Raw genomic sequence first — 13,223 nt, 5'->3', positions numbered from 1 at the left:
GCGTGTAGGAGCGGGCTTGCCCCGCGATGGGCCACTCAATACTTGGCCCGCACGGTAAAGGTCAGGTTGCGCGGTTCGCCATAGAAGTTCGAGCCCCAGGAGCTGTCGACCCGCTCGTAGTAGGTGCGATCGAACAGGTTGTTGCCGGTCAGTGTCGCCGACAGGTGCTTGTTGAAGGTGTAACCCACCTGTGCGGTCGCAATGGCGTAGCCGCCCTGGACGAAGTCCACGTCACGCTTGTAGTAGGTCTCGCTCACCGCTCGCACGCCACCGCCGACACTGAAGTCCTGCAACGGTCCGTCAGTGAACTGATAACGGGTCCACAGGTTGAAGTTGTGCTTGGGGGTGATGGTGGTGCCCTGGTTGGTGTCTTCACCACTCATCGACTTGAGCATGGTGAAGGCATAGCTGGTGGCGATGCTCCAGTTGTCGGTGAGGTTGCCGCTGAGCTCGGTCTCCCAGCCCTGGCTACGGATCTTGCCTTGCGCTTCGTAGTAGCTGTTGTTGGCCACAAGCTCCGCGCGGTTTTCGTCATAGATGCGGAACAGCGCAATGCTGCCGTTCAGGCGCCCCTCGAAGAACTCGCGCTTGAGCCCCAACTCGTACTGCTTGCCCTTGCGCGGGGCAATGGTCTGGCCCTCGTCATCCACTTCGGTCTGCGGCTTGAACACGCTGGTGTAGCTGGCGTAAGCCGACAGTTCCGGCGTCAGCTTGGCCACCAGCGCCCCGTAAGGAATGAACTTGCGGTTGATGTCGGTCTCGGTGCTGTTGAAGTTGTTGAAGAAGGCGTTGGCGTTATGCGCCTCGCTCTCGAACCAGGTCACCCGGCTGCCGAGGATCACGTCCAGCCAGTCGGTGGCGCTGATCTTGCTGCGCGCGTAGAGGCCGTACTGGTGCGACTTGGACCAGTTGCCGTTGTCCATCTCGAACTTCTGCTTGGGAATGTCGATGCTGCCCGGGTCGAAGACGTTGATGTCGAAGTACTCACCACCGCCGTAGGTGAAGTCCTTGTCCAGGTGCTGGTACTCGGCCCCCGCCGTGAACTCGTGGGTACGGCCGAAGGCTTCCACGGGCAACGTGACAAAGCTGTCCACGCCCAGGGTCTTGATGTGGGTGTAGTAGGAGTAGGCCACCGCCGAGCTGGCGCCGGTGTCCGGGTCCACCGCACCATCGCTCCAGGTGAAGTTGCGCGTCGGCGTTTCGGCGTCGCGATAGGTCAGCGAGGTCTTGAACTGGCCGCCGTTCTCCAGGCCGTGATCGACTTCGAAGAAGCTTTCCCAGACGTGCTCGTCCAGCTCGTTCCATTTGGCGTCGACGAAGGTCGAGCGCTTCACATCCAGCAGTTTGCCGTTGGCGTAGGCAGGCAGGCCGAAGGCCGGGGTGGAATGGTTTTTCTGGTAGGCGCCGCCAAGCGACAAGGTGGTGTCCGGGGTGACGTCGTACTCCAGCCGGCCGTAGACCATCGGCCGTTCGTTCTGGGCATAGTCGACGAAGGACTGGTTGTTTTCGTAGGCGGTGACAAAGCGCCCGCGCAAGCTGCCGTCGCTGTTCAGCGGGCCGGTGATGTCCACGGTGGAGTGATAGTGGTCATAGGAGCCCGCCGACAGCTCGCCACCCAGGGCGAACTGGCCCAGGGCCCGCTTGCGCACCAGGTTGATGGTACCGCCCGGCTCGCCCGCGCCCTGGTACAGGCCCGAAGGGCCGCGCAACACTTCGACTCGGTCGAACATCGCCAGGTCGAAGCTGGTCATCAGGTCGCCCTGGCCGGTCAGCTGCGAGACGCCATCGACCTGCACCTGATCGACAAGAAAGCCACGCATGTAGACATCGTTGAGGCTGGAGCCGGAGTTGTAGCTCTTGATCGTCGCGCCGGTGACCTGGCGCATGGCGTCCTGCAGGCTGTTCATGTTCTGGTCATCCATGCGCTGGCGGGTGACCACCGACACCGACTGGGGGATGTCCTTGAGCTTCTGTTCGCCTTTGCCGATGGTCAGCGCCCCGGTGGTGTAGGAATTCGAGCCTTCGGTGGTGGCGCCCAGTTGCTGACCCGTGATGCTGGTGGCACCCAGTTGCAGGGCGGTTTCACCGTTCACCGGCTTTTCCAGGGTGACACTGTCCGCATCGATGTAGCTGGCATTCAGCCCAGTACCGGCCAGCAGCCGCGCCAGTGCCTGGGATTGTGGGTAACTGCCGCGCAGCCCGGGCGAACGCAGGCCCTGGGTGGTTTCGGCATTGACCAGCACCTGCACGCGGGTGACCGCGCTGAAAGCGGCCAGGGCACCGTCCAGCGATTGCGCCGCAATGTCGAACTGATAGGTTTGGGCTTGGGCAGCAGGCGCCGCCTGCACCGCCAGTGGCATCGCGCTGGCGCCCATGGCGATGGCCAGGCTGAGCAAGGTTGGCAAGCCGGGCAGGCGCCGGGTGGCGGTGGTCTGGTCCATCGGTGAAGCTCCCCCAAATCGTCGAAGTCGTTGAGCGGCGCCGCACTGTCTGAGAGTGCTTATTATTTGCGCCTACGAGATCAAGGACGACCTGCTATGGGGAAACCCTGAAACTTTTTTGATTTTTTTCAGCCTTCGCGCAGCACCCGCAGGTACGGCGTGTATTGCTCGGCCTGCAAGCCCAGGGTGTGGGTCAGGGCCTTGAGCACAGCCTCCGGCTTGTCGATCTCGAACACACCCGAGACCTTGCGCTGACGCAGGGCGTCGCCGATCAGCAGGGTCTTGCCGGGCCAGTAGCGATTCAGCGCATCGACCACCTCGGCCAGCGGCTGTTGCCGGAACACCAGCTGGCGCTGGCGCCAGGCAAACTCGGCGGCGCCGTCAAAGCCATGCACAGCCCCCAGCCCCGTATCGCTGTATTCGACACCAAGGCCGGGTTCGAGCAACACCGACTGCACATTGTCGGCACTGACCTGGACCTTGCCCTGCTCTACCCGCACCCGGGTCTGGGCGCCCTGCTGGGCAACACTGAATCGCGTGCCCACCACCTTGACCCAGCCGTCACCGGAGCCGATCACGAAGGGGCGTGCCGAATCATGGCTGACATCGAACCAGGCTTCCCCGCGCAACAACCGCACCCGCCGCTGTGTATTGCCCAGGTCGATCTGCACGGCCGTATCGGTATTGAGCTGCAACTGCGAGCCGTCGGCCAGGACGAGGGTGCGCGACTCCCCCGTGCCGGTGGCGTAATCGGCGCGCCAGCGGTCCGGCCAGGGGCTGCCTGCCAGCAGGCCGATCATCAACACCACCGCTGCGGCACTGGCCCAGACCCGCGCCGCCGGTTTGCGCCAGCGGGCGCGCTGGGTGTTGCGCAGTTGCCGGGCAGGCTCGCGCAGGGCGCCCAGCAGGCCGAGCACTTCTGCCCAGGCCTGGGCCTGGGCAGGCCCTTGCGCCAGCCAGGCGGCAAAGGCTGCACGCTCGTCCTCGCTCAGGTCGTCGGCCTGCAGGCGGTAGTACCAGCCGCTGGCTTCGGCGAACAGGTCGTCGGCATCAAGGGCGCAAGGGTCGGTCATCAAGGCTTCCGTAGCTGCAATGGGCCGGCTCATCGACGCGGCCCCGGCGTGTCACTGATCAACCGCGCCTTGATGAAGGCCCGGCAATCGATCAGTGCACGGCGCAATTGGTATTCGACACTACGCGGGGAGATCTTCAGCCGTTCGCCGATTTCCCGGTAGGAGCATTCGTCGACATGATAAAGCAGGAAGATGTGCCGGGTCGCCTCGGGCAGGGACTGGATCGCAGCCTGCATCAAGGCCTGCTCCTGCAGCGCCGAGAGTTGTTCATCGGCGCCGGGGCGCTCGCAGGCCAGGTCATCGCTGGGTTCTCCGCCATCCAGGCGCTCGCGGCGAATCATCTGGCGCTGGTGGTCGCGCACCAGGTTGCTGGCAATGGTGAAGAGGAAGGCCGGCAGGTTGTCGATCTGCTTGTCGGCCGGCAACCGTGCCAGGCGCAGGAAGGATTCCTGAGTCAGGTCGGCCGCCACCTGAGCATTGCCGGTGCGTCGCGCAACAAAGGCTTCAAGCGCTTTCTTGTGCTCGGCGAACAACCGGGCAATCTGGGTATTCCACGAAGACACGGCACATCCTGGCGGTGGATCTCAAGGTGAGCGCACGCTAGCAGAAGATGAGATGTATTCGCAATTGATATGTATTCCAACTGATCGCGGGACAAGCCCGCTCCTACACCAACCCTGTAGGAGCGGGCTTGTCCCGCGATAGCTCACTACTGGATCTGCTCCGGCGTCACGATCACCCAGTTCTTGTCCGCCGTCACCGGCAGCCCCAGCTCGGCCTGGGCCGCGGCATTCTTGGCGATCATGCCGTTGATCTGGTCCATGTACTTGGCCTTGCGGTTTATCCACAGGTGGATGCCGCCCTTGTTCACATCGACGCTGTGAAACTGCATGTAGCCATCGCTGCTGGGCGTGTCGCCACCGACCAGCACCGGCTTCTTCCATTGATCGATGTAGGTAAGGATGGCCGCCTGCTTGCCTGCCATCCAGGTCGCCGGCGTCCACAGGTAGGGGGTCAGCTCCAGGCCCAGGTTGGCCTGCGGATCATACTGGCCTGCGCTGATTTGCTTGCGCGCAGTGGTCAGGGCGCCGCTGTCGCGGTCCTTGAGCAGCAGGCTGACACCGATGACATTCTGCGGTTTGACGTTGTAGCCGTACTTGGGGTCCGAGGCGACCATGCGCACCAGCTCTTCCGAGGCGGCGGTCATGACGTACACCTCGATGCCGTTGGCCATCAGCTTGTTGAACAGCTCGGTCTGGCCGGTAAAGACCTTCGGCGGCTGCACCTCGATGCGCTTGACCACATCACCCTCGTAATAGGTGCTGGGGACCGGCTTGCCCGAGGCCATCAGCTCGTCGACATAGCCTTTGAGCTCCTTGAGGGTAAAGCCGGAAAACACCTGGGCGACCCAGGGGTAGCAGACCATGTCATCGATTTCGCACAGCCGGTAGTAGTAACTGAACAGGCTCTCCTTGTGCTCGGCGGTGTCCTTGAACGGCATCAGTTTGAGCGAAGGATCGAGCTTTTCCCGGGTGAGCAGGCCCTTGTTCTCCATGAACGGCAACAGCGACTCTTCGAGGTCGAAGCGGTAGCTGGTGTTGTCCATGTCGAAGACCGCGTAGTTACCCTGGTTTGCATTGGCGGCGATCATCGCATCGAGCTGTTGGGCAGCCGGCGCGGGCCAGTGTTTGAGCTCGGCGGCCCAGCTGTGCCCGGCCAGCAACAGGGTGAGACCGGCGGCGAGGATTTTCGGAGCAGACGTCATGTGCATTTCTCCTGAAAAGTGGCCCGCCCACGCTAGCCAAAGCGCCGCCCTGCACCCGGCCTGACAGCGACGCCCACGGGTGCCCCAGCGGCGTCGACATAGCTGATTGCGACCTGCTTATATTCCAAAAACGACTATGCAAATAACCTATTGATATAAATTCGTTCGTTTTCATGCTGTTAGCATTTCTGTTCGCAATCGCACACAGAGGCGATGCCCCCGCCTTTTCTCTGGAGCTTCAATGAATCTGCCGTTGTCACTCAATCTGCTGGCGTTCCTGGCGTTGTTGCTGGGCCTGGCACAAACCCGTCATGGCAACTGGAGCCTGGCCAAGAAGGTCCTGGTCGGCCTGGTCCTCGGGGTCGTGTTCGGCGCGGTGCTGCATGCCATCTACGGCGCCGGCCACCCGGTACTCAAGGCCACCATCAGCTGGCTCGACCTGGTCGGCAACGGCTATGTGCAGTTGCTGCAGATGATCGTCATGCCGCTGATCTTCGCCTCGATCCTCAGCGCCGTGGCCCGTCTGCACAATGCCTCGTCCCTGGGCAAGATCAGCTTCCTGACCATCGGCACCCTGCTGTTCACCACGGCCATCGCTGCGCTGATCGGCATCGTCCTGACCAACCTGTTCGGCCTGACGGCCGAGGGCCTGGTGGCCGGCACTGCCGAGACCGCGCGGATGCAGGCCATTCAGACCGACTACGTGGGCAAGGTCGCCGACCTGAATATCCCGCAACTGCTGCTGTCGTTCATCCCCAGCAACCCGGTGGGTGACCTGGCCCGGGCCAAGCCGACCTCGATCATCAGCGTGGTGATCTTCGCCGTGTTCCTCGGCATGGCCGCCCTGCAGTTGCTCAAGGACGATGCGGAAAAAGGCAACCGCGCCCTGGCCGCCATCGATACCCTGCAAGCCTGGGTGATGCGCCTGGTACGCCTGGTGATGAAGCTGACCCCGTACGGCGTGCTGGCGCTGATGACCAAGGTAGTCGCCAGCTCGAACCTGGATGACATCCTCAAGCTCGGTAGCTTCGTGGTGGTGTCCTACATCGGTCTGGGCCTGATGTTCGTGATCCATGGCGTGCTGCTGGCGCTCAGTGGCGTCAACCCGCTGCGCTTCTTCCGCAAGGTCTGGCCGGTGCTGACTTTCGCCTTCACCAGCCGCTCCAGCGCCGCCAGCATCCCGCTGAGCATCGAGGCGCAAACCCGTCGCCTGGGCATTCCGCAATCGATCGCCAGCTTCGCCGCCTCGTTCGGCGCGACCATCGGCCAGAACGGCTGTGCCGGCCTGTACCCGGCCATGCTGGCGGTCATGGTGGCTCCGGCAGTGGGCATCGACCCGCTGGATCCGCTGTGGATCGCCACCCTGGTGGCCATCGTCACCCTGAGCTCGGCCGGTGTGGCCGGTGTGGGCGGTGGTGCGACCTTCGCCGCGCTGATCGTGCTGCCGGCCATGGGCCTGCCGGTGGAGCTGGTGGCCTTGCTGATCTCGGTTGAACCGTTGATCGACATGGGCCGTACGGCGTTGAACGTGAACGGTTCGATGACGGCAGGGGCGATTACCAGCCAGATGCTCAAGCAGACTGACAAGTCGGTGCTTGAGGCTCAGGAGCATGCACAACTGTCGCATTCCTGACGGCCTTATCGCGGGGCAAGCCCGCTCCTACAGGATTATCACCATGTGGGAGCGGGCTTGCCCCGCGATGCTTTCAAACCTTGTCCCAGACCTCGAAGTGATAGGGCGGCTTGTCGCCTTCGGCGGGATTGGCCTGGGTCGAGGTCAGTGCCCACTGCGCCTTATCGAACTCCGGAAACCACGCATCCCCTTCCGGGCTCAGCTCAACCCGCGTCAGGTACAGCCGATCTGCCAGACCACGCTCGATGGCCTGGGTATACAGCTGCGCACCGCCAATCAGCATCAGCTCATCGACGCCCTGCTCCAGCGCCCACTGCTCGGCACGCAGCATCGCCTCATCGAGCGAAGCAAACACTTCGGCACCTTCGAGCTGCAGTCCCGGCTGGCGGCTGACCACCAGGTTAAGGCGGCCCGGCAGCGGCCGGCCGAGCGAATCCCAGGTCTTGCGACCCATGATGATCGGCTTGCCCAGGGTAGTGGCCTTGAAGTACTTGAAATCCCCCGGCAGGTGCCAGGGCATGCGATTGTCGATGCCGATCACGCGGTTGTCGGCAAGCGCCGCGATCAGGCTTAGGGGGAGTGATGTTTTCATGCCGGCGAGGATAGCAAAGCCCGATCTTCGGTGCCTGGGTTATGCTTTGAGCTGGTTCGATCAATGGAAGAACGCGTGACTGCACTGACAGACCTGGACAAACGCTGGCTCACCGAAGCGGTACGCCTGCGCGAAGAACATGCAGGCCCCCTGGAAGACCAGGAAGCCAACCGCCGGGCCCGGCAACTGGGCGGCGACCTGCCGGCGCGCATCGAACATCGCGCCCTGTGGCTGGCCGAACGCGACGGCATGCGCAGTGCCCTGCAGCACTGGAAACAGGGCGCACGCCTGGCCTTGGCGCTGTTGCTGGTGCTGGCCGTGACCAGCGGTGTCGGCCTGGCACTGGCGGCCCTGGGCGACAGCCAGCGACCGGTGAACGTGTTCTGGGCCCTGGGCAGCCTGCTTGGCTTGAACCTGCTGTTGCTGCTGGGTTGGGCCCTGGGCTTTTTCTTCGCTGGCGAACAGGGCGCAACCCTCGGTCGGTTGTGGTTGTGGCTCAGTGAAAAGTTCGCCCGCGATGCCCAGGCCGCGCACCTGGCACCCGCCCTGCTGGTGTTGCTGCAACGCCAGAGGCTCAGCCGCTGGCTGTTGGGATTGTTGGTCCACGGCTTGTGGCTGGTCGTCCTGGGCACGGCCCTGATGATGCTGCTGATCCTGCTCGCCACCCGGCGCTACGGCTTCGTCTGGGAAACCACCATCCTTGGCGCCGACACCTTCATCGGCCTGACCCAGGCCCTGGGCGCGCTGCCCGCCCTGCTCGGCTTCAGCGTCCCGGATGTCGACATGATCCGCGCCAGCGGCGCCAGCCAACCGGCCCTGGAACTGGCCCGCCAGGCTTGGGCCGGTTGGCTGATCGGGGTGTTGCTGGTGTTTGGCATCCTCCCGCGCCTGTTGCTGGCCGTACTGTGCCTATGGCGCTGGCGCCGTGGCCGCAACCAACTGGGACTGGACCTCAACCTGCCCGGCTACAGCCAGCTGCGCGAGGCCTTGATGCCCAGCAGCGAGCGCCTGGGCGTCAACGATGCCGCGCCCGAAACCTTGCCGCAGATTGTTCGTGGCGCAGGCGAAGCAAGCACTGAAGGCGCCTTGCTGGTGGGCCTGGAGCTGGACGACCAGCGCCCCTGGCCACCGGCGCTCCCCCACAGTGTCCGCAACGCCGGCATCCTCGACAGCCGTGAATCACGCAACAAGCTGCTGGAACAGCTCAGCCGCTTTCCGCCGGCACGCCTGGCCATCGCCTGCGACCCGCGCCGGTCGCCGGATCGCGGCAGCCTGGCGTTACTGGCCGAGCTTGCGCGCAATGCCGCCGCCACACGCATCTGGTTGCTGCAGGCACTGCCTGGGCAGGCGCTGGATGCCGATCGCCTGGGCGACTGGCACCATGCCCTGGAACAACTGGGCCTGGAGTACGCCGACAGCGCCCCGCTGAACTGGCTGGAGCATGGCCATGACTAAGCCGCTGAAACTGGCCGTGGTCGGCCACACCAATGTCGGCAAGACCTCGCTGCTGCGCACCCTGACCCGCGACGTCGGCTTCGGCGAAGTGTCCCATCGCCCCAGCACCACCCGGCATGTGGAAGGTGCGCGCCTGTCGGTGGACGGCGAGCCCCTGCTGGAGCTCTACGACACGCCCGGCCTGGAAGATGCCATCGCCCTGCTCGACTACCTCGAACGCCTGGAACGACCGGGCGAGCGACTCGACGGTCCGGCCCGGCTGGAGCGTTTCCTCCAGGGCAGCGAGGCCCGCCAGCGTTTCGAACAGGAAGCCAAGGTGCTGCGCCAGTTGCTGGCCAGCGATGCCGGCCTGTATGTGATCGACGCCCGCGAGCCGGTACTGGCCAAGTACCGGGACGAACTGGAAGTGCTCGCCGGCTGTGGCAAGCCACTGTTGCCGGTACTCAATTTCGTCGCCAGCAGCGACCAGCGCGAGCCTGCCTGGCGCGAGGCCCTGGCCCGCCTGGGCCTTCATGCCCTGGTGCGCTTCGACAGCGTCGCCCCCCCCGAGGATGGCGAGCGCCGTCTGTATGAAAGCCTGGCGCTGATGCTGGAGAAATCCCGCCCGGCCCTGCAACGCCTGATCGACGATCAGCAAGCCCAACGCCTGGCCCGCCTGCTCAGCGGCAAGCGCCTGATCGCCGAACTGTTGCTCGACTGTGCGGCCTGCCGACGCAGCGTGGTGGCCGAACCGGCTGCCGAAGCCGCCGCCATCGACGCCTTGCGCCGGGATATCCGCCAGCGTGAACAACGCTGTGTCGAGGCCCTGCTCAAGCTGTATGCCTTTCGCAAGGACGACGCCAGTGCCAGCGAACTACCGTTGCTCGACGGGCGCTGGGGCGATGACCTGTTCAACCCGGAGACCCTCAAGCAGCTGGGCGTACGCCTGGGCAGCGGCGTTGCAGCCGGGGCGGCGGCGGGTGCCGGTGTCGACCTGCTGGTCGGTGGCCTGACCCTCGGCGCGGCCGCCCTGGCCGGCGCGATTGCCGGAGGGGCCTTGCAGACTGCACGCAGTTACGGCTCGCGCCTGCTGGGCAAGCTCAAGGGCCAGCGCGAGTTGACGGTGGACGACAGCGTGTTGCGCTTGCTGGCACTGCGTCAGCATCAACTGATCCAGGCACTGGACAGCCGCGGGCATGCGGCGATGGAACGGATCAGGTTGACCGCGCCCCAGGAGCAAAGCTGGCGTGAGGGCAAGCTGCCGGAAGCCTTGAGCAAGGCGCGGGCGCATCCGCAATGGTCGTCGCTCAATCCCGGGGCGAAGGTCAATCAGGTGGAACGGCAGGAGCAGATCGATAGTCTGGTGATTGAGCTTTAGGGCCTTATCGCGGGGCAAGCCCGCTCCTACAGGGTAGGAGCGGGCTTGCCCCGCGATAAGGCCGACAAATTCAATGCAATAGCACCAGTGCCTTGCCCTTGAGCAGCTCAAGGTCGATCACCGGCACATTCATCTCCTTGGCCAGCTCATCCCACTCGCGCATGCGCAAACTCACGCTGCACAGCGGGTCACGCTCGAAGGCATCGGCCTCGGCCTCGCTCATCACCCCGCCCTGGTACTCCAGGGTGCGCCGGCTGGCTTCGCTCAGGCGCTGGTAATAGCCGGGCTTGCGCAACGTCAGGTAACGCTTGGCCTCGACGTGGTATTGCACCAGCGTCGCCAGGCGCTCGCTGAAGCCGCAGCGGCGCAGGTAGTTGGCGCCGACCTGCTCATGGCTGACCACGCCGTACCCGCCCATGTCACCTTCGGCGCCGCCACAGATATGGCCAATGTCATGGAAGAATGCCGCCAGCACCACTTCATCGTCGTAACCTTCATCCAGCGCCAGCTGCGCCGCCTGGGACATGTGCTCCAGTTGCGACACCGGTTCGCCGATGTAGTCTTCATTGCCATGGCGCTGGTACAGGGCAAAGATCTCGCTGACAACCTGTTCGGCTGTTCTCATTGTTACCCCCTCAGGTGTGTTCGTTGAGCAGCCGGGCGATATGCCGCTCGGCCAGGGCCGGGCCGACGCTCATGCCGACGCCGCTGTGCATCAGTGCCGCGCTGACGCCCGGCGCCACCTGCAGCAGCGAAAACGGCGCGGGCCCGCCAGAACCATAGACGCCTTGCCAGCGCTCGACCACCTCGATCCGACCACCGAGGGTGTGCTCGGCCAGATCGATCATCCAGTTGTCGACCTGCTCGGCGTTGAAGGGCGAGGCATCGCTGCCATAGGCATGGGAGTCGCCGATGATCAGCTCGCCATGGGGTGTCGGGCTGATCAGCAGGTGGATGCCATGCGCCAGCAGATGCGGTTGATCGGCGTGCAACTGCGCCTTGAGAGCCTGGGCCTGCGGCAGGTTGGCGAAGGCGCCGTAGTGCACGCAGCTCAGGCCCGTGAGCAGGGCATGCTGCAAGCTCAGGTCGAAACGCGGCCGGGCCCGCAGCATCTGCAATCGGCAGACCTGAGGGTGCAGCTCGGCGATGGGCTCGGCGAGCAGGGTCTGGTAGTCGTGTCCGGAGCAGACCACGATCTGCCCGGCGCTGAAGTCCCCCGAGGTGGTCGACAACCGGCCCGGCTCGATGCCCCGCGCCAGGGTGGAAAATTCAAAGGCTACGTCCAGTTCCTGCTGCAGGAAGCGGATCAGCGCCGGGATGGCCTCACGGGAGTACAGCTGCTGGTCGTCCAGCCCGCGCAAGGCAGCGCGGTGGTGGCGAAACTGGCCGCCGTAGAGGTCATTGAGGGCCGCGCCGGACAGCAGCTCGACCTTGTAGCCATGGTTCACGGCGCGTTCGGCGCAGAAGGCTTCAAGCAGTTCCTGCTCAAGGGCCGTACGGGCGAACAGCAGCGAACCGTTGCTCTTGAGATCGAAGCCGGCCTGACGCGACCAGTGCGCCCAGATCCCGCGACTGGCCCTGGCCAGGTCGAGCATCTCACCCGGCGGCTGGCCGGTGACCAGGGCCTGGCCGAAGTTGCGCACCGAGGCGCCGAGGGGAGTGGCGCTGCGTTCGATCACACGCACCTTGAGCCCGCGCCGGGCGGCGGCATAGGCATGGGACAAGCCGAGGATGCCAGCGCCGACGATCAGTAAATCGGTCATGTTGCTTCCTTCAAGATTGGCGGTGGCCCTATCGCGGGGCAAGCCCGCTCCTACAGAGTCTTGTGGGAGCGGGCTTGCCCCGCGATGAAACCAACCCGGTCTTACTGCTGCGCCACCTTCTCCGACTTGCCGTCATAGCGCTTGCGCCATTCGGCCAGGATGCTGTCGCGGTTCTGCGACGCCCAGGCGAAGTCGTTCTTGATCAGACGCTGTTCGTAGTCGGCCGGCAGTTCGGTCTGCGGCTTGGCGATGCCCGGCTGGGCCAGCACGGCGAAGTTTTCCTTGTACAGCTCCATGGCCGCCGGGCTTGCCGAGAAGTCGGCCAGGCGCTTGGCGGCGGCTTCATGCTTGCTGCCCTTGAGGACGGCAGTGGCTTCGATCTCCCAGCCCAGGCCTTCCTTGGGCAGGACGATGTCCAGCGGCGCGCCCTGGCGCTTGAGCTGCACCGCCGGGTATTCGAAGGAAATACCGATCGGGAACTCGCCTGCAGCCGCAAGCTTGCACGGCTTGGAACCGGAGTGAACGTACTGGCCGATGTTCTGGTGCAGGTCGTCCATGTACTGCCAGCCCTGCTTGTCGCCGAAGGTCTGCAGCCAGGCGCTGACATCCAGGAAGCCGGTGCCGGAGGACGCCGGGTTAGGCATGACGATCTTGCCCTTGTACTCGGGCTTGGTCAGGTCCTGCCAGCTCACCGGCTTGGTCAGGCCCTGCTTTTGGGCTTCGATGGTGTTGAAGCAGATGGTCGCGGCCCAGACATCCATGCCGACCCAGGCCGGTGGGTTGGCGGCATCGCGGTAGTTGTTGCCGATCTTGTCCAGATCCTTGGGTGCATAGCGCTGCAGCATGCCCTGCTGGTCGAGGATCGCCAGGCTGGAAGCGGCCAGGCCCCACACCGCATCGGCCTGCGGGCGGTCTTTCTCGGCCAGCAGCTTGGCGGTGATGATGCCGGTGGAGTCGCGCACCCACTTGATCTCGATGTCCGGGTTGGCTTTTTCGAAGGCCTGCTTGTAGCTCTTGAGCTGTTCGGCTTCGAGCGCGGTGTAGACCGTCAGCTGGGTGTCGGCGGCAGTGGCCTGCAGGCTGAACGCAGTGAGGACGGCAGCGGCAAGAGCAAGTGGCTTGAACATGATGCGGTTCCTTTGAA

General features: G+C 64.4%; 11 protein-coding genes. 3 read left to right on the top strand and 8 right to left on the bottom strand.

Translation table 11 applies throughout. The features are described 5' to 3' along the window. Window positions 1–35: 35 nt before the first annotated feature. From ACIQUS_RS07195 to ACIQUS_RS07180, 4 genes are all read right to left on the bottom strand, one after another. Window positions 36–2,441: a TonB-dependent siderophore receptor gene (locus ACIQUS_RS07195; protein WP_403044804.1), complete on the bottom strand. Its 2,406-nt coding sequence runs from the start codon at window positions 2,439–2,441 to the stop codon at window positions 36–38. Window positions 2,442–2,569: 128 nt separating this feature from the next. Beyond that, window positions 2,570–3,514 carry a FecR family protein gene (locus ACIQUS_RS07190; protein ID WP_403044801.1) on the bottom strand — a complete coding sequence of 315 codons (945 nt, stop codon included), beginning with the start codon at window positions 3,512–3,514 and terminating at the stop codon, window positions 2,570–2,572. 29 nt (window positions 3,515–3,543) lie between these two features. Next, window positions 3,544–4,077, bottom strand: coding sequence for an RNA polymerase sigma factor (locus ACIQUS_RS07185; protein ID WP_403044799.1), 534 nt, complete (start codon window positions 4,075–4,077; stop codon window positions 3,544–3,546). A 146-nt stretch (window positions 4,078–4,223) separates the two neighbouring features. Beyond that, on the bottom strand, window positions 4,224–5,279 hold the full coding sequence (locus ACIQUS_RS07180) for a haloacid dehalogenase-like hydrolase (RefSeq protein WP_403044796.1): 1,056 nt from the start codon (window positions 5,277–5,279) through the stop codon (window positions 4,224–4,226). A 241-nt stretch (window positions 5,280–5,520) separates the two neighbouring features. Here ACIQUS_RS07180 and ACIQUS_RS07175 point away from each other — a divergent pair, with 241 nt between their 5' ends. Further along, window positions 5,521–6,912 (top strand): L-cystine transporter, encoded by a 1,392-nt coding sequence (locus tag ACIQUS_RS07175; RefSeq protein WP_403044793.1) that lies wholly within the window; start codon window positions 5,521–5,523, stop codon window positions 6,910–6,912. 73 nt (window positions 6,913–6,985) lie between these two features. Here ACIQUS_RS07175 and ACIQUS_RS07170 read toward each other — a convergent pair whose 3' ends face one another. Further along, window positions 6,986–7,504: a dihydrofolate reductase gene (locus tag ACIQUS_RS07170; RefSeq protein ID WP_403044791.1), complete on the bottom strand. Its 519-nt coding sequence runs from the start codon at window positions 7,502–7,504 to the stop codon at window positions 6,986–6,988. A gap of 63 nt (window positions 7,505–7,567) precedes the next feature. On the opposite strand from ACIQUS_RS07170, the gene ACIQUS_RS07165 reads away from it, so the two are divergent. Together ACIQUS_RS07165 and ACIQUS_RS07160 are read left to right on the top strand one after the other, a co-directional pair. Beyond that, complete coding sequence (locus ACIQUS_RS07165; protein WP_403044789.1) at window positions 7,568–8,959, top strand: DUF2868 domain-containing protein; 1,392 nt, start codon at window positions 7,568–7,570, stop codon at window positions 8,957–8,959. Further along, on the top strand, window positions 8,952–10,316 hold the full coding sequence (locus ACIQUS_RS07160) for a DUF3482 domain-containing protein (protein ID WP_403044786.1): 1,365 nt from the start codon (window positions 8,952–8,954) through the stop codon (window positions 10,314–10,316). Before ACIQUS_RS07165 ends, ACIQUS_RS07160 begins: the two co-directional genes overlap by 8 nt. Window positions 10,317–10,386: 70 nt before the next feature. Here the strand turns inward: ACIQUS_RS07160 and ACIQUS_RS07155 are convergent, their stop codons facing one another. The 3 genes from ACIQUS_RS07155 to ACIQUS_RS07145 all read right to left on the bottom strand — a co-directional run bounded on the left by ACIQUS_RS07155 (window position 10,387) and on the right by ACIQUS_RS07145 (window position 13,206). Then, window positions 10,387–10,941, bottom strand: a complete 555-nt coding sequence (locus ACIQUS_RS07155) for a phosphonate degradation HD-domain oxygenase (protein ID WP_403044783.1) — start codon at window positions 10,939–10,941, stop codon at window positions 10,387–10,389. Window positions 10,942–10,951: 10 nt separating this feature from the next. Further along, window positions 10,952–12,079 carry a TIGR03364 family FAD-dependent oxidoreductase gene (locus ACIQUS_RS07150; RefSeq protein WP_403044781.1) on the bottom strand — a complete coding sequence of 376 codons (1,128 nt, stop codon included), beginning with the start codon at window positions 12,077–12,079 and terminating at the stop codon, window positions 10,952–10,954. 101 nt (window positions 12,080–12,180) lie between these two features. Beyond that, window positions 12,181–13,206 carry a putative 2-aminoethylphosphonate ABC transporter substrate-binding protein gene (locus ACIQUS_RS07145; protein WP_403044778.1) on the bottom strand — a complete coding sequence of 342 codons (1,026 nt, stop codon included), beginning with the start codon at window positions 13,204–13,206 and terminating at the stop codon, window positions 12,181–12,183. Window positions 13,207–13,223: the final 17 nt, after the last annotated feature.

Origin of the sequence: Pseudomonas sp. NPDC090755, from assembly GCF_044769005.1 — a bacterium.
GTDB lineage: Bacteria > Pseudomonadota > Gammaproteobacteria > Pseudomonadales > Pseudomonadaceae > Aquipseudomonas.
This window is presented reverse-complemented; position numbering and strand designations above follow the sequence as displayed.

What these genes read in the sequence shown, in the direction of transcription:
- ACIQUS_RS07195 (WP_403044804.1), bottom strand. Translation starts at nt 2,441, where the DNA reads ATGGACCAGACCACCGCCACCCGGCGCCTGCCCGGCTTGCCAACCTTG.
- ACIQUS_RS07190 (WP_403044801.1), bottom strand. Translation starts at nt 3,514, where the DNA reads ATGACCGACCCTTGCGCCCTTGATGCCGACGACCTGTTCGCCGAAGCC.
- ACIQUS_RS07180 (WP_403044796.1), bottom strand. Translation starts at nt 5,279, where the DNA reads ATGACGTCTGCTCCGAAAATCCTCGCCGCCGGTCTCACCCTGTTGCTG.
- ACIQUS_RS07175 (WP_403044793.1), top strand. Translation starts at nt 5,521, where the DNA reads ATGAATCTGCCGTTGTCACTCAATCTGCTGGCGTTCCTGGCGTTGTTG.
- ACIQUS_RS07170 (WP_403044791.1), bottom strand. Translation starts at nt 7,504, where the DNA reads ATGAAAACATCACTCCCCCTAAGCCTGATCGCGGCGCTTGCCGACAAC.
- ACIQUS_RS07165 (WP_403044789.1), top strand. Translation starts at nt 7,568, where the DNA reads ATGGAAGAACGCGTGACTGCACTGACAGACCTGGACAAACGCTGGCTC.
- ACIQUS_RS07160 (WP_403044786.1), top strand. Translation starts at nt 8,952, where the DNA reads ATGACTAAGCCGCTGAAACTGGCCGTGGTCGGCCACACCAATGTCGGC.
- ACIQUS_RS07155 (WP_403044783.1), bottom strand. Translation starts at nt 10,941, where the DNA reads ATGAGAACAGCCGAACAGGTTGTCAGCGAGATCTTTGCCCTGTACCAG.
- ACIQUS_RS07150 (WP_403044781.1), bottom strand. Translation starts at nt 12,079, where the DNA reads ATGACCGATTTACTGATCGTCGGCGCTGGCATCCTCGGCTTGTCCCAT.
- ACIQUS_RS07145 (WP_403044778.1), bottom strand. Translation starts at nt 13,206, where the DNA reads ATGTTCAAGCCACTTGCTCTTGCCGCTGCCGTCCTCACTGCGTTCAGC.